Below are 17,010 nucleotides of genomic sequence, written 5' to 3'. Positions count from 1 at the left end.
TAGGTAATGGAAAAGCTGCAAATATTATGGCAAAGCACGGCCTTAGCGCACTTTGAATTAGGCCAAGTGATCATGATGTCGGTTGGGACATTATTGCTGTTCTTAGCCATAGTTAAGAAATTCGAGCCTTTATTGTTGTTACCAATCGGTTTTGGTGCAATTTTAACAAACATTCCCCTTGCTGGTTTTAGTGAAGCAGGTGGTTTGTTGTATTACATCTACCATATAGGCATCGATACAGGGGTTTTTCCTTTGCTGATCTTTATGGGCGTTGGGGCCATGACAGACTTCAGCGCGCTGATTGCTAACCCCAGAATGTTGCTGTTGGGAGCCGCCGCTCAAGCTGGTATTTTTGCTACTTTGTTCGGGGCGATAGCCTTAAACTTAGTGCCTTGGTTTTGAGTTCACTTTAAAAGATGCTGCAGCCATTGCCATAATTGGTGGCGCTGATGGTCCTACTGCAATCTTTCTTGCTTCAAAATTAGCGCCAGATTTGTTAGGTGCAATAGCCGTTGCTGCGTATTCTTACATGGCATTGGTGCCGCTAATTCAACCGCCAATTATGCGTTTGTTAACCAACGAAGAAGAGCGGAAAATTGAGATGCCACAATTGCGAGTGGTGTCAAAGCGTGAAAAAATCATTTTTCCGCTCGCTGTATTGCTATTGACTATTTTATTTTTACCTTCCGCTACACCTTTAGTAGGGATGTTCTGTTTAGGTAATTTGATGAAAGAGTCAGGTGTAGTTGACAGATTAAGTAATAGCGCACAAAACGAATTAATTAACGTAGTGACTATATTCTTGGGACTTGCAGTTGGTTCAAAGTTATCAGCGGATAAGTTTTTGACAGTTGAAACGTTAGGTATTTTGGCATTAGGGGCGATTGCCTTTTCTATTGGGACCGCTGCTGGCATCTTGATGGCTAAGTTAATGGGTAAACTTAGTAAGCAGGATATTAACCCGCTTATTGGGGCGGCAGGTGTGTCCGCGGTACCTATGGCAGCTAGGGTAGTCAATAAAGTGGGACTAGAGTCTAATCATCACAACTTTTTATTGATGCATGCTATGGGACCAAACGTAGCTGGTGTACTTGGCTCTGCTGTCGCGGCTGGTATCTTGTTGGCCTTAGTAGGATAAAGCGGCGATCTAATGTGGCTTAGGGCAAATATCCGAATAAAATATTCGTGCTAGCCCTTGCTATTGTTTAGCTCATCGCTATAATACGCGCTCTTTTGGACTTGCTGAATTAGTGATCGGCAAGTTTGTGTTTAACCTCTTATTTATTGGAGAATACTATGTCACTAAGTACACAAGAAACTGCAGCAATCATTGCTGAATATGGCGTTAAAGAAGGAGACACTGGTTCTCCTGAAGTTCAAGTTGCATTGTTAACTAGCAACATCAACAAATTACAAGGTCACTTTGCGGATCATAAGAAAGATCACCACTCACGTCGTGGCCTTCTTCGCATGGTTAGCCAACGTCGTAAGTTACTTGATTACCTTAAAGGTAAAAATGTTGAACGTTATCAAGATTTGATCAAACGTCTAGGTTTACGTCGTTAATCGATGTTTACCAAAAAAAGACGCTTAGGCGTCTTTTTTTATGTCTAAAATTAATCGCTGAGTGAGTATTTGATTTGGGCTCTTGTTCTAAAAGCTCGCCACTGCAATTTAACCTGAATCTTGGATAAGCCGAACCTCACGATAACGCTCTTTTTGTATCTAGCGGCGTTGGATTGTTTAGCTTGAACGATACTTCTTATCCAGAGTTCAGGTTATTTAAAAACCGATGCTAGCTCAGATAAATAAGGTGCAAAGTGTTTCCATTGTTCTTTGGCATTGGCGTTAATTGGTTGCCGTACTTGTTCAGAACTCGGTGTTTTAACCGCTCGTTTGGTTTTATAAAACTCTAAACAGTTCGCCTCAAAGGGGAGTTGGCAAAAGTCTAGCAACCGTCTTGTTTGAGTTTCTAAGTCGTCAATCAGATCTTCATGCTGGACCCGCAACACAAAGCCCGGTAGTACCTCATCCCAATGTGTCATCAATGCTTGATAAGACTGATAGTAATGCGCTAAGTCGCTAAGGTCATAAGAAAACTCCTGGCCTTCGGCAAAGAGTTGTTTGTAGCCACTAAAACAACAGGCCATAGGCTCTCTTCGTGCATCTATAATTTTAGCGTTGGGTAAAATTGTCTTAATTAAACCGATATGCATAAAGTTGTTAGGCATTTTATCTATAAAGTAAGGTGCACCTTGTCGGTAGCTTTGTGTTTGTTCTATGAACTGTTCACCAAAGCGCCTGAAATATTGCTTATCTATTTCATTCATTACGTTGGGATAACCGCTTTTACTGCCACTTAGCCTAGCGGCTAAACCTAGAATATTATGCAGCTCCATAGTGCCGTCAACCATAGAGTGAGAGGCTAGGATCTGTTCCAGTAGAGTAGAGCCGGCTCTTGGTAATCCAACAATAAAAATAGGCGCAGGATCAGCGGCTCCTAAATTGCTATGAGCACTAAAAAAGTCACGACTAAAAACTGTTTTTTGTGCACTTATTTGCTCTTCAAGTTTATCTTGAGAGTAGTGAATACAGTCTTTCTTGCTGTTGTTGGCACTTTGGTAAAAATGAAATGATTGCTCAAATTGCAGACGATCTTCATAGGTTTTTGCTAAAGCAAATTGTAGATGGATTTTGTCATCAACTTCTAGTGCTACATTATTGAGTTGATTATGCATCAAGGTTAGTTCCGAATCAGTAAATTGATACGTTTTAGTGTTGGCTAAACTCCAATATGCATCGCCAAAGCTAGGGCGAATTTTGTAGGCTTGTCGGTAAGCTTGTATCGCTGCTTTTATTTCGCCTTGCGCCTTATACGCATGTCCAAGTAGCAACTGAATTCCGGGTAAATCATTTCGTGTTTTCAGAATATCTTGATAAATAGCAATCGCTGCTTCAATTTCTCCAATTCCCACCATAGCGCTAGCTTTAGCTGCCAAAAAAGGCTGGCTGTCAGCTTGCTTACTGAGTAATAGGTCGGCTTGTTGCTTAGCCTTACTAAATTTTCCTAGCTTAGATAATAGCTTTACATATTCAGCTCTAGCATTGATATGCGCTGGGTGTATCTCCACACAGCTTTCCAATAAAAACTCGGCTTCATGGTATAGCTTCAACTGCATGCCGATTTCGGCCAGCAGCAACATGGCTTCTGCATGATGCTTATGGTTTTGTAGAAAGCGTCGGCAAACTTTATCAGCTAACGCTAATTTTCCTTCATACATCAGGTCTCGTGCACCACGAATTTCGGTAGGTAAATGGGTTAAATATTCCACTTGTTGAGTAGCATGATTTTGACCAGATGCTGGACCAAGCTCGGCATATAGCGTAGAGAGTTGTTGCCAACTAGCGAGTAATGCTGGGTTTAGTTTGCTGGCTTTAGCAAAGGCTAGGGTTGCCTTAACTTTATCTCCCGTTAATAAATATAAATACCCTTGTTCCTGATAAGCGCGACTATGCTCAGGTGCTAAAGGTAGTAAAGTATCTAGAGTTTGATTGGCTTCAACTATTGCTCCTTTTGAGCGTTGAGCTACGGCTAGCATGTATAGAATGTCTACTTGTTGTTCCTTGTCTTTGTCGCCCAAATTTTTTAGGGCCTGCTGGCAGAGATTGATAGCTTTATCTGTATTGCCAGATTGCAGTGCACCTTTTATATCATTCATGCTGATGTCTTGTTGTTCGACAGTTTGTGGCAACGGTTCTCTCCCCGTAGGCTGTTTGGTAAAACAGAGCTAAGCTCTGAGTGGACTTTGTGGTTATACAAAAAAGGAAGGCAAGCGTTTAGCTTGCCTTCCTAAGATTACTTATGAACTCACAATAGTATAAGTAGTATGTTGTTTATCTTAATAGAAATCGTAAGATAATCGCAAGCCCATAGTGCGTGGGCGATTGGTCACAACTTTTGGCGTAAATTGCTGAGTATCGATATACAGAACCGCACTTTCATCTGTGAGGTTGTCAATATAGAACTCTGCTTTCCAGTCGTTTTTACCAATACCTACAGCTACATTGGCAATCGCATAACTTTCTTGCACATAACGTCCGCCTTGGAAAGTTTGGCCATTTGAGTCAGCATAAGTGACCCCATCATATACCGCAGATTCTTGTTGAATTGGTAAACCAGAGCCTGTGCCGTAAATTAATTGTGTGGCGTCTTCGATAACATATGCATCCATTGCCATACCGGCTAATCGGTCGCCTGTATAACTGATTGAACCGTTAACATAGCCTTCATAACCCCCATCTACTTCAAAGTAGTATCTGGCTCGCAGGTTACCAGAGAACTCGGCAGAGTAGGGCAACTGAGCCCCAACGCCAGGGGCAATGCCCGCGAGTTCATCGTTCACTCGGGTTAATTCGGTATCGAGTAAGCTAAATGCGCCGTTAATTACTAAGTTGTCTGTGGCCAGCCAAGTCATATCTGCATCAAGCCCTTTTATTTCAGCATCACCAACATTGTCAGTAAAGACTAAAAAGCTGATGTTAGTTGGGTCGTAACGAGAGGTTTGTAGATCACTGATTTCAGAGTAATAAGCAGTGGCGTTGATGCGTAAAACGCCATCTAAGAAGTCACCCTTAACGCCTACTTCATAGTTGTCTAAACTATCTGTGGTGGAATAAACAGGTATTCTGAAACCATCAAAGGCACCGTTTTGATTGCTGGCAAGATCACCACCTTGACGATTGGTCACCGGAGGTCTAAAACCTTCAGAATAGGTGGCAAACAACAATATGTCATCGTCCATTTTATAATCTAAAGAGGCTTTAAAAATGGTATCGTCTACGGTTAATGTACCATTGTCATCAAATAAACTGACGTCTAGTTGACCACTCGCTATGGCTGCTTGCAATACTCCATCGGCATCTTTGGTGGCCAAGTTTAGCTCGTCTGGATCCTGCGTACCAAAGGCGCGGATCCTGCGACTCACATCTGTACTGGTGGTTGAGCCTTTGAAGGTGTCATCAATTTGATACCAACGTGCGCCGAACGTCGCGGTTAACTTATCGGTAATATCGTATTCAAGTTGACCAAACACTGCAATTTGCTCAATGGTGTGGGTCACATCATTCACAAAGCTAATACCTGTACTCGAACGGACCGCCACCTGAATTAATACCTTCAGAGCCTGAGTAGTACTTTTGCTAAATTACTGAATGATGCTAATTCAATGTTGGCTATATTGAATTGGCCAACGGTTTCCAAGTCTTGATCATCATAAAAAATACCCGCAGTTAGGCGCCATACTTTTTCGACATCGGTATTGATCCTAAATTCATGGGTTATACGAGTGGTGTCGGTTTGCTCTTTGTAATATTTGGTAGGATCTAGGCAACGTTCATCTTCTACAGCAACGTCCCCATCATTAAATGTTCCATAACTACATACATAATAGGCTGAGAATAAACCGCCATTGGTATAACCTGTGTAGTCAATAGTAGAGTTAATTTCACGGCTTAAGTAACCGCCGGTATAAACCATTTCTAGCTTGTCTAGACGGCCTTCTAGCGTCCAAGTCGTCAGTCCAAACTCATCATCATTGTCTTCTGGTATAAAACGATTAACCGAACTTTCACCTTCAAGATTTGGGTCGTAAGAAAAGACTCCTTCGGTTTCCAAAGATTGGGCTGTGTGCTGAACTAAAAACTCCCAATCGTTATTTATAATGTAGGAAGCACCCAATCGCATCCCTGCATATACCGCATCGTTGGCATCATCTTCCACTAATGTTCCATTACTAGGCGATACAACAGGTGTGTTATCAGGATCATTAAGTACTCCGCCTGAGATCCTATCAATGACCACCGCACTGCCAATGTAGCCACCTTCACCTGGTTTATTCAGGATGTTGTCTATCCAGCCACCTTGTTTGTCATTGTACGCTACCAATCTTAAAGCCAAGCTGTCAGTTGGGGTGATATTAAAATAGGTTTCCACGGCATTGCTCATTTCGCCGCCTTTGGTGGTACCTATGTTGACATCCATGCCGGCTGAAAAACCTGAATGATCAGGTTTTTACTGATCATACGAACCGTACCTGACTGAGAACTTGCCCCAAATAAGGTGCCCTGTGGCCCAGGTAGAACCTCGATTCGTTCCATATCTGCCGCGTACACATCTAGATTACGTCCTTGCATAGAAACGGGTTGCTCATCTAAATAGAAGGCAACTGAAGGTTGTAAAGCTTGAACCGACGATACGGATATATTGGTTTGAGTGGTAGCTGCTCCACGAATGTATATTTCATTTTGACCTGTATCCTGTGCCTTGGAAAACGACATTCGGTAAAAATTCGACATAATCATTAAAGCTTTCAACACCTAGAGCCTCAAGTGCTTCTCCGTTTAACGCCGACACAGATACAGGAACATCTTGTATTGATTCAGATCTTTTGGTGGCGGTGACTTCGATGGTTTCGATTTGTGCTTTTGCTGGTTTAGTTTGTGCTACAGCTGGATTGATGGCTAACGCGGTAACGATAGCGCAACTGATTTTTGTTTTGTTCATAGTATGAGAGCCTTTTTGGGCTTCTGCATGCAATGCCTAGGGGTGACATGTGAAGTAATAGCCCCAATGCGTACAGTCTTAAATTTCAGTACAATTATTGTTTGGCGAAAATAACTATACACTAATAAGCTATTGATTTCTTGGCTCATTCCAGTGTAATAGGCAATTCTATACTTTAGTAGCACATTATTTCTGTGTGTATCTAAATTTACAGCGTTTTGTTATATTGGTTAACAAATACCCCTCTAAGTATAGTATCCCTGTTTTTATGAGCCGCATTGATCAACATCTAAACCGCCCTGTTTTTTACCTATCTTCTTTCATTATTTTGTTACTTGTATTATTTGCCTTGGTTACACCAGAGGTTGCAGATGTATTTTTTACTGACCTGCAAAAAACAATCATAGACAATGGCAGCTGGTTCTATGTGGTATCAGTAGCCGTTATTTTAACAACCATTTTGTATGTCGGTTTTTCAAGGTTTGGCGAAGTTCGCTTAGGGCCAGATCATTGTAAGCCTGAGTATTCTTTACCTACTTGGTTGTCTATGTTGTTTGCTGCGGGAATGGGCATAGGCTTAATGTTCTTTGGAGTGGCTGAACCTGTGATGCATTTTTTATCGCCACCCACAGCTACCTCGGGTACTACAGAAGCCGTGCGTGAAGCGATGAAGATGACTTTTTTTCATTGGGGACTACATGCTTGGGCTATATACGCAATTGTAGGTTTAGTGCTTGCTTATTTTAGTTTTCGATTAGACTTACCTCTGACACTACGCTCAGCTTTATATCCTATTATTGGCGATAGGATCTATGGTTGGCCCGGTCATATAGTGGATATCTTTGCGGTGGTAAGTACCATATTCGGTATTGCGACGTCGTTAGGGCTAGGCGCAGCGCAAATTAACTCTGGCCTTAATTATTTGTTTAATTTTGATGAATCAGTGACGATGCAAATTTATTTAATGGTTGGCATTATTGCTATTGCAATCGTGTCGGTCGCTACTGGATTGGATAAAGGAATACGCCGGTTATCTGAATTAAATATGATTTTGGCCATCGCTTTATTACTGTTCATTCTTATCCTAGGGCCTACCGTTTTTATACTTACCGCTTATGTGCAAAATACTGGCGCATACTTGTCAGATATTGTGCGCAATACATTCAATCTATTTGTCTACGATAAAACCGATTGGATTGGCGGTTGGACAATATTTTATTGGGGCTGGTGGTTGGCGTGGGCCCCTTTGTTGGGCTGTTTATTGCGCGTATTTCTCGTGGTAGAACAATTCGCGAGTTTGTCATTGGTGTGTTGGTGTTGCCAACGGCCTTTACGTTGTTGTGGATGACGGTATTTGGTAACTCAGCCATAGATTTAATATATACCCAAGGTGTTGATAAATTAGGTCAAATGGTCAGTGAGAATGCACCCGTCGCGCTATTCGTATTCTTAGAGAATTTTCCTTTTCAACAACTATTAAATGGTATCGCTACTTTAATGGTGGTGGTGTTCTTTGTCACATCTTGTGATTCAGGGGCTATGGTGGTTGATATGTTATGTTCTCACGGTAAAAATAACACACCAGTTTGGCAGCGTATCTACTGGGCAGTGGCGGTAGGACTGGTATCGGCTATTTTATTAACGGCTGGTGGTTTAAATGCTCTACAAACTATGACCATTGCATCTGCTTTACCCTTCGCCATTATCCTCTTAATGGCTATGATAGGCCTATGTTAAAGCGCTGCGTGTTGAGACTCACAAGAAAGCGAGTTTGAGCATGAACTTAATGCCATATCCCACAGACGCAGACGGCGGCTGGAAAGAAAGGTTATCTACCGTTATTAGATTTCCAAATGGCTCTACGGTACAGCAATTTCTGGATACGACTGTTTGTCAGGCGATGGAAAATGTGAAAGCTGAACTGGAAAAAAATCATGTGGATGCTGAAATTATTAGTGCCGCGAGAAAGCTTAGTTTATCTGTACAGCATGGTACAGAGCATTCCTTCATTTACGCGGTTAAGCGAGTGAAGTATCAACAGCCAAGTTTTTCCCTGGATAATGAAGAATCAGAGGATGATGACGAAGAGCAGAACTATTATCGTGCAGAAGTACATTTGGCTGAAGGTGGTCAAGACTACGATATTATGGGATGGTCAAAACAGGCTGTAATCAATGATATTATTGACCAATATCAAAAGCATCAGCACTTTTTACACCTACTAAGGTAGGTGTTTTCGTTAACAGAGCCAAAGCTCTTAATGTTGTGGGTGTTAATTGACTAAAAGCCGATAGATAGCCTGGATCCTGAATAAGCCAAATCTTTTGATAGCGCTCTTTTTGTGTCTATCTGGGTTGGATTGTCTAGCAATAACACGTTATTACGTACGACAATTCGCCTTGCTATACACGAGAGATCTCTTCACTGAGTGAACATTTAGCTGAGGTTATTTAGACAAAACATATTACATCACTGAATCATATTGCTTAGCTTGAACGATACTTTTTCTCCAGAACTTACGCTAGTTAATCTATTTTAGATACAAAAAAGCCGCTTATTTAATAATTAATAAGCGGCTTTTTTTGGGTGTTAATTTATTTGTCGATTTTATTGTAAGGACGTTTGGCTTCACCCGTGTAAAGTTGACGAGGACGACCGATTTTTTGTCCACTGGCTGACTTAACATTTCATGCCAATGAGATACCCAGCCTACCGTACGTGCAAGTGCAAAAATACACGTAAACATATTGGTTGGAATACCAATAGCCTTAAGAATAATTCCTGAGTAGAAATCAACATTCGGGAACAATTTCTTCTCTGCGAAGTAAGGGTCACTTAGGGCAATTTTCTCAAGTTCCATGGCTACATTTAGCAAAGGATCATCGATGTTTAATTCGGATAATACTTCGTGGCAACTTTCGCGCATAACGGTGGCACGTGGATCAAAGTTTTTATAAACTCGATGTCCAAAGCCCATTAATCTGAACGGGTCAGCTTTGTCTTTTGCTCTTGCGATAAACTCAGGAATGCGGTCAACAGAACCAATTTCTTGCAGCATAGTTAGACAAGCTTCATTAGCTCCGCCATGAGCAGGTCCCCCATAGAGATGCAACACCAGCAGCAATACATGCATATGGATTTGCACCAGAAGAACCAGCTAAACGTACCGTTGAAGTTGAGGCATTTTGCTCGTGATCAGCATGAAGAGTGAATATTCTATCCACAGCACGAGAGACAGCAGGTGTAATTTTATAATCTTCAGCAGGCACAGAGAACATCATGTTTAAGAAGTTTTCTGCGTAGGTAAGGTCATTCTTAGGGTAAACAAAAGGTTGGCCAATGTTGTACTTGTAACACATGGCAACTAATGTTGGCATTTTTGCTACTAATCTGTAGGCGCTGCGTAATCTTTGTTCAGGATCAGAAATATCCAAATCATCATGATAGAAAGAAGACATCGCTCCCACTGTGCCACATAACATCGCCATTGGGTGAGCATCGCGTCTGAATCCTCGGAAAAAATTATTCACTTGATCGTGCACTAAGGTATGGCGAGTTATTATGTCTTTGAATTCTTTGTATTCTTCAGAATTTGGCGTTTTGTCATGTAATAACATGTAGCAAACTTCTAAATAATCTGCGTGACGAGCCAACTCTTCAATGGAATAACCTCTGTGCAACAATATACCTTTCGCACCATCTATAAATGTAATTGAGGATTCACATGAACCCGTAGCCATAAAGCACTGGGTCGTAGGTGAAGTAACCAATGCTACCTAAAGTACGAACGTCTATTACATCATTTCCGGCAACGCCAGATAAAATAGGTAGTTCAATTTCAGCATCACCTGCTTTTAAAATGGCTTTGTTATCTGCCATATATCGTTCTCCTCAGAATTGTTTTATTTAGATAAACGAAGCTCTCACCTGTTTACTAGGGAAATTGCCGCTATTTATACTGACAATTTTTGATTATGCCAATTTTACTACAGTAAGTCCTTTATAATAATCACTTTTTTCTAGCGGTAAAGGCAAATAGAATTTTAGACTAGCTTAGACTACCTACAACTTAGTAGTTATAAGCCTTTAAAATAGAACGATATTGTATTTGTTCCCAGTGCTGGATATACTCTGCAGGCTTGATTATAAAGAGCGTTAAAAAGATTAACGTTTCATTTACATTGACGTAATAATCTTAGGCTACAAGAATCTGTTTTTAACAAATGAATAACATTTAGGGTGTGGTTAATCTAGATGTATCAACGACCTACGGGTATAAAGAGCGAAAAACGTGAAAAAACAAAGACCAGTTAATTTACAAATCAATACTATTACTTTTCCTCCCGCCGCTATTACTTCCATTCTTCATCGTATAACAGGTGTTGCATTATTTTTTGCATTGATGTTTGTTATCGGAGCGTGGGCAGTATCAGTATCTTCTGCAGAAAACTTCGATTTAGTTAAAGAACAAATGACTGGACCATTAGGCAAGTTTATTGCCATTGGAACAATATCTGCGTTGACTTACCACATTTTAGGTGGAGTAAGGCACATGATTATGGATATGGGGCATTGGGAAGAACTCGAGTCAGGGGATTTAAGTGCTAAAGCGATTATCGCACTGTGGATCATCTTAACCATCGTAGTAGGAGTTGTATTATGGTAACTGGACAAGCAAGTTTAAAACGTAACGGCGTTCAAGATTTCGTCACAATCCGTGGCACCGCAATAATTATGACTGCGTTCTCTTTGTTCATGGCATGGTTCTTTATTTGTACACCTGAAATTACTTACGCAATTTGGCAAGATTTATTTTCTGGTTTGGCAATGAAAGTGTTTACTTTTGTGGCTTTAATTTCTGTTATGTTTCACGTTCGAATCGGGATGTGGCAAGTATTGACTGATTATGTCAAGGCCCTGTACCTTAGAGCAATCATCCAATTTATTCTTAATATAATTGCATTTGTATATGTGGTTATCGGTTTATTTGTTTTGTGGGGTGTGTAAATGAGTATTCCTGTTCATGAGTACGATGCAGTAGTAATTGGTGCAGGCGGCGCGGGTATGCGTGCAGCACTTCAAATTTCTGAGTCTGGCAAATCATGTGCCTTATTGTCTAAAGTATTTCCTACCCGTTCTCATACTGTTTCTGCACAAGGTGGTATAACTGTAGCCCTTGGCAACGCCCACGACGATAACTGGGAATGGCACATGTACGATACGGTGAAAGGTTCCGATTATATTGGTGACCAAGACGCGATCGAATATATGTGTAAAACGGGCCCTGAAGCCATTATCGAAATGGAAAATATGGGGTTGCCTTTTTCTCGTTTCGAAAACGGTAAAATTTATCAACGTCCTTTTGGTGGGCAATCGCAAAACTTTGGTGGTGAGCAAGGCGCTCGTACGGCTGCTGCTGCAGACAGAACTGGACATGCCTTATTACATTTGTTGTATCAACAAAACGTTAAAAACAAAACCAAAGTATTCAGCGAATGGTATGCCTTAGACTTAGTGAAAAACCAAGACGGAGACGTAGTTGGTTGTACTGCTATCGATATCGAATCGGGTGAAGTCGTATATTTCAAATCAAAAGCAGTTGTTTTGGCAACCGGTGGAGCAGGGCGTATATTTGCTTCTACTACCAATGCGCATATTAATACCGGTGATGGTGTAGGTATGGCACTACGTGCTGGCGTGCCTATGCAAGATATGGAAATGTGGCAATTCCACCCGACTGGTATAGCCGGAGCGGGTACACTGGTGACCGAAGGTTGTCGTGGTGAAGGTGGATACTTACTAAATAAAGATGGCGAACGTTTCATGGAACGTTATGCACCTAACGCTAAAGATTTGGCGGGACGTGATGTTGTGGCTCGTTCTATGATGACGGAAATTCGTGAAGGTCGCGGGTTTGACGGTCCTCTTGGTCCACACTGTAAATTGAAGCTTGATCACTTAGGTAAAGAAGTACTTGAATCTCGTTTACCTGGGATCCTTGAGTTATCTCGTACCTTCGCTCACGTTGATCCGGTAAAAGAACCGATTCCGGTTATTCCTACTTGTCACTATATGATGGGAGGCATTCCTACTAACGTTGACGGTCAAGCGCTTAGTATTGACACCAATGGTAACGAAAAGCCTATTAAGGGCTTATTTGCTTGTGGTGAAATAGCCTGTGTATCTGTGCACGGTGCGAACCGTTTAGGTGGTAACTCATTACTTGATTTGGTGGTGTTTGGTCGAGCAACTGGACTACACCTAGGTGCAGCCATTGACGGAATTGAAGCACGAGAAGCTTCAAGTGACGATGTTGACGCGGCTATGGTGCGTTTTAATCGTTGGGAAACGTCTGATATTGGTAAGGGCGAAGACCCTGTGCAAATCAAGAAAGATCTACAGCAATGTATGCAACTTAACTTCTCTGTATTTAGAGAAGGCGATGCTATGGCTACAGGCTTGAAAGAGCTGGGTGAGATTCGAGAAAGATTGCAGCACGCACGTTTAGACGATAAGAGTAATGATTTTAACACTCAACGTATAGAGTGCTTAGAGCTAGATAACTTGATGGAAACTGCCTACAGTACCGCAGTGGCCGCAAACTTTAGAACCGAAAGCCGTGGCGCTCACAGTCGTTTTGACTTCCCTGAGCGAGATGATGCAAATTGGTTGTGTCACTCTATTTATTTACCAGAAGATAGCTCCATGGTTAAACGTGACGTAAATATGTCACCTAAACTTCGTGAAGCTTTCCCACCTAAAGCCAGAACTTACTAGTAGGAGTAACGATTATGCAAATGAATTTCTCTGTTTACCGTTACAATCCTGACGTAGACAACGCACCGCGCATGCAAGATTATCAGCTTGAGGTCACAGAAGGCCAAGATATGATGGTGTTGGATGCACTCATCGCTTTAAAAGAAAGCGACCCAACATTATCTTTCAGACGCTCATGCCGTGAAGGTGTATGTGGTTCTGACGGTGTCAATATGAATGGTAAAAATGGCTTGGCCTGTATTACCCCTCTATCGGCACTTAAAGGTTCTAAAATTGTCATTCGCCCATTACCATGGTTTACCAGTAGTGCGTGATTTGGTCGTTGATATGACCCAGTTTTACACGCAGTATGAAAAAATTAAGCCGTTTTTAATTAACGACGATAACCAACCGCCAGCCCGTGAATATTTACAGTCTCCAGAAGAAAGAGAAAAACTAGACGGTTTGTACGAATGTATTTTATGTGCATGTTGTTCTACTTCTTGTCCTTCTTTTTGGTGGAACCCTGATAAATTTATAGGTCCAGCAGGTTTATTACATGCGTATCGTTTCTTGGCCGATAGCCGAGATACAGCAACCGAACAACGTCTTAATGACTTGGACGACGCCTTTAGTGTATTTAGATGCCACGGTATTATGAACTGTGTTAGCGTTTGCCCTAAAGGTCTTAATCCAACTAAGGCGATTGGTTCAATTAAATCAATGTTGTTAAAACGCGCTGTTTAAAATGATGTGCCGATAGCGATTATCGGCTTTGTTTTCAACCTCTAGTTTTTACAAATAAACATAATGAACTGTGCAAATGCACATTTAATTGTAAGTCTTATTCAACCAAGGGACGACAATGCAACAACGCGTGATGAAAGCATGGTGGGACTCTTCTCACATGGCTGGTGGCAACGCTGCTTATATAGAAGAAAAGTATGAATTGTATCTTGACGATGCACAAAGTGTCTCGGAAGATTGGCGTGAAGTATTTGATAAACTTCCTAAGCTAGAAGGCGTAGAAGTTGAATCAAAGCATAGTGCTATTCGCCAGCAATTTCTCAATTTAGCCGCTCTTGGTCCAGCCGCCAGAGCCGGTGTCGCAGCTCCTGTAGCCTCTGCAGGTGATGATAAACAAGTTAAAGTTCTACAACTTATTAATGCTTATCGATTTAGAGGGCATCAACATGCCAATTTAGATCCTCTTGAGTTATGGAAACAGCCAAGAGTGCGAGACTTAGAGCTTTCTCATCATAATCTTTCAGAGAGTGATTTTGATACCAATTTCAATGTCGGTTCTTTTGCGATAGGCAAAGAGTCGATGCCATTGGGCGATTTATTTAAGTCTCTCAATCGTACCTACTGCGGTTCGATTGGTACTGAGTATATGCACATTACCGATACCGAACAAAAACGATGGTTACAAGATCGTATTGAATCGGTACAGGCTAAACCTGAAATTGATCGAGACGAAAAAATCGGAATTTTGAAGGGCTTAGTCGCTGCTGATGGTATGGAAAAATACTTGGGCGCAAAATTCTACAGGCGCTAAACGCTTCTCTTTAGAAGGTGGCGACTCATTAATTCCTATGTTGAAAGGTTTGATAAGTCATGCCGGCGTGAAAGGCGCTAAAGAAGTCGTTATTGGTATGGCTCACCGTGGTCGACTTAACGTTTTGGTTAATGTCTTAGGCAAAAACCCTTCTGTTTTATTTGATGAGTTTGCTGGTAATCACGACGATTCGTTAGGTGCTGGTGACGTAAAATATCATGCTGGTTTTTCTTCTGACTTCGCTACACCCGGTGGAAACTTACACTTAGCATTAGCGTTTAACCCATCCCATTTAGAAATTGTTAACCCTGTGGTTATTGGTTCGGTTAGAGCTCGATTAGACAGACGTGGTTGCGACGATGGCTCAGTTGTTTTACCTATTACTATTCATGGTGACTCGGCAATTGCTGGACAAGGTGTTGTCCAAGAAACTTTTAATATGTCGCAAACACGTGGCTTTAAAGTGGGCGGCACGGTTAGGATAGTGATAAATAACCAAGTCGGTTTTACCACATCTAAAACAGAAGATACTCGCTCAACTCAATATTGTACCGATATTGCTAAAATGGTTCAGGCGCCAATATTACACGTTAATGCTGATGACCCAGAAGCGGTTATGTTTGTAACTAAATTGGCGCTAGATTATCGCAATCAATTTAAACGTGACGTAGTTATTGATCTCGTGTGCTACAGACGTCATGGTCACAATGAAGCAGATGAGCCAAATGCGACTCAGCCTTTAATGTATCAGAAAATTAAGAAGCACCCGGTTACTCGTAAATTGTATGCCGAGCAGCTTATTGCTGAAGGCAGTATCGAAAGCCACGAAGTTGATAAGTTAGTCGCTGATTATCGAGCGGCCCTTGACCATGGTGCTTGTGTAGTAGAAGAATGGCGCCCCATGACCGAGCATTCTGTTGATTGGACGCCTTATCTTGGTCACAACTGGGATGTTCCATATGACGGTTCTATCAGTGTTGAAAAACTCACTGAGTTAGGGCACAAATTATGTACTTATCCAGATACCCATAAACTTCAATCTCGCGTGGCTAAACTTTATCAAGACCGTAAGGCTATGGTTGCCGGTGAAAAGCCGCTAGATTGGGGCATGGCGGAAAACCTTGCTTATGCGTCTATTGTTGATGCTGGCGATGATATTCGTATGACTGGTCAGGACTCGGGACGAGGCACATTCTTCCATCGTCATGCGGTATTGCACAATCAGGAAAATGGTGCAGATTATATGCCGCTACAGCATATTCATGCTGAGCAAGGCACCATGGAAATTTACGACTCTGTGTTGTCAGAAGCGGCTGTTTTGGCTTTTGAATTTGGATATGCAACAGCAGAGACCTGGCACGCTCACTATTTGGGAAGCACAGTTTGGTGATTTCGCGAATGGTGCGCAAGTGGTTATTGATCAGTTCTTAAGCTCAGCAGAAGCTAAGTGGGGCCGTTTATGTGGGCTTACTATGCTGTTACCTCACGGGTATGAAGGACAAGGTCCTGAGCATAGTTCTGCTAGATTAGAACGTTTCTTGCAAATGTGTGCTGACCATAACTGGCAAGTATGCGTGCCATCTACACCTGCACAAGTTTTCAATATGTTACGTCGTCAGTCTATTCGACCTATGCGTAAACCATTGATTGTAATGTCACCTAAATCATTGTTACGACATCCACTGGCTACTTCTAGCATGGAAGAGCTATCTGCAGGGGTATTTCATAATGTTATTGATGAAATTGATGATATCGACCCAAGCCAAGTAAAACGGGTGATCATGTGTTCAGGTAAGGTGTATTATGATTTGCTCGAACAACGTCGTAAAAATAAGCAAGATGATATTGCTATCATTCGTATAGAGCAACTTTACCCGTTCCCTCATGCAGAGATAAGTGCAGTTGCCAATAAATATCAGTCAACTAGGGATTGGGTTTGGTGTCAAGAAGAGCCTCAAAACCAAGGTGCTTGGTATTGTAGCCAGCATCATTTTTGGTCAACGTTACCGCAAGGCGCTACGTTAACCTATGCAGGGAGAGAAGCATCGGCATCTCCGGCAGTTGGCTATATTTCCGTTCACAACCAACAACAGAAAAAGTTGGTTGATGATGCATTAACTATTAAATAAGGAAC

6 protein-coding genes and 6 pseudogenes are annotated in these 17,010 nt (G+C 41.7%); 9 read left to right on the top strand and 3 right to left on the bottom strand.

The window, feature by feature from the left end:
- Positions 1–6: 6 nt before the first annotated feature.
- Positions 7–1,138: pseudogene (locus RS130_RS18735) on the top strand (sodium ion-translocating decarboxylase subunit beta).
- A 158-nt stretch (positions 1,139–1,296) separates the two neighbouring features.
- Complete coding sequence (gene rpsO, locus RS130_RS18730) at positions 1,297–1,566, top strand: 30S ribosomal protein S15 (RefSeq protein ID WP_316027182.1); 270 nt, start codon at positions 1,297–1,299, stop codon at positions 1,564–1,566.
- A gap of 212 nt (positions 1,567–1,778) precedes the next feature.
- On the opposite strand, the gene RS130_RS18725 is transcribed toward rpsO, so the two are convergent.
- Complete coding sequence (locus tag RS130_RS18725) at positions 1,779–3,719, bottom strand: tetratricopeptide repeat-containing sulfotransferase family protein (protein ID WP_428982870.1); 1,941 nt, start codon at positions 3,717–3,719, stop codon at positions 1,779–1,781.
- A 180-nt stretch (positions 3,720–3,899) separates the two neighbouring features.
- Positions 3,900–6,562, bottom strand: a pseudogene (locus RS130_RS18720) (TonB-dependent receptor).
- Positions 6,563–6,830: 268 nt separating this feature from the next.
- Here RS130_RS18720 and RS130_RS18715 point away from each other — a divergent pair.
- Both RS130_RS18715 and RS130_RS18705 read left to right on the top strand, forming a co-directional pair.
- Positions 6,831–8,299, top strand: a pseudogene (locus tag RS130_RS18715) (BCCT family transporter).
- A 40-nt stretch (positions 8,300–8,339) separates the two neighbouring features.
- On the top strand, positions 8,340–8,792 hold the full coding sequence (locus RS130_RS18705; RefSeq protein ID WP_316027178.1) for a BCCT family transporter: 453 nt from the start codon (positions 8,340–8,342) through the stop codon (positions 8,790–8,792).
- Positions 8,793–9,156: 364 nt separating this feature from the next.
- Here the strand turns inward: RS130_RS18705 and gltA are convergent.
- A pseudogene (gene gltA / locus RS130_RS18700) lies at positions 9,157–10,441 on the bottom strand (citrate synthase).
- A gap of 412 nt (positions 10,442–10,853) precedes the next feature.
- Here gltA and sdhC point away from each other — a divergent pair.
- The 5 genes and pseudogenes from sdhC (at position 10,854) to RS130_RS18675 (ending at position 17,005) form a co-directional block, all read left to right on the top strand.
- A complete protein-coding gene (gene sdhC, locus RS130_RS18695; protein WP_316027177.1) occupies positions 10,854–11,228 on the top strand; it encodes a succinate dehydrogenase, cytochrome b556 subunit in 375 nt (124 codons plus the stop codon).
- The gene (gene sdhD / locus RS130_RS18690) at positions 11,222–11,569 is read left to right on the top strand and encodes a succinate dehydrogenase, hydrophobic membrane anchor protein (RefSeq protein WP_316027176.1); all 348 of its coding nucleotides are present in this window, start codon (positions 11,222–11,224) and stop codon (positions 11,567–11,569) included. Before sdhC ends, sdhD begins: the two co-directional genes overlap by 7 nt.
- Positions 11,570–13,339: a succinate dehydrogenase flavoprotein subunit gene (gene sdhA / locus RS130_RS18685; RefSeq protein WP_316027175.1), complete on the top strand. Its 1,770-nt coding sequence runs from the start codon at positions 11,570–11,572 to the stop codon at positions 13,337–13,339.
- Between the two features lie 14 nt (positions 13,340–13,353).
- Positions 13,354–14,065 (top strand): annotated as a pseudogene (locus RS130_RS18680) (succinate dehydrogenase iron-sulfur subunit).
- A gap of 118 nt (positions 14,066–14,183) precedes the next feature.
- Positions 14,184–17,005, top strand: a pseudogene (locus RS130_RS18675) (2-oxoglutarate dehydrogenase E1 component).
- Positions 17,006–17,010 lie beyond the last annotated feature (5 nt).

The organism is Paraglaciecola aquimarina, assembly GCF_032464635.1.
Lineage (GTDB): Bacteria > Pseudomonadota > Gammaproteobacteria > Enterobacterales > Alteromonadaceae > Paraglaciecola > Paraglaciecola aquimarina.
The sequence above is the reverse complement of the archived record's forward strand: the minus strand, read 5'-3'. Positions and strand labels throughout refer to the sequence as shown.

Excerpts from the sequence above, each read along its gene's own strand:
- RS130_RS18705 (WP_316027178.1), top strand. The coding sequence starts at position 8,340 with ATGAACTTAATGCCATATCCCACAGACGCAGACGGCGGCTGGAAAGAA.
- sdhD (WP_316027176.1), top strand. The coding sequence starts at position 11,222 with ATGGTAACTGGACAAGCAAGTTTAAAACGTAACGGCGTTCAAGATTTC.
- RS130_RS18725 (WP_428982870.1), bottom strand. The coding sequence starts at position 3,719 with ATGAATGATATAAAAGGTGCACTGCAATCTGGCAATACAGATAAAGCT.
- rpsO (WP_316027182.1), top strand. The coding sequence starts at position 1,297 with ATGTCACTAAGTACACAAGAAACTGCAGCAATCATTGCTGAATATGGC.
- sdhA (WP_316027175.1), top strand. The coding sequence starts at position 11,570 with ATGAGTATTCCTGTTCATGAGTACGATGCAGTAGTAATTGGTGCAGGC.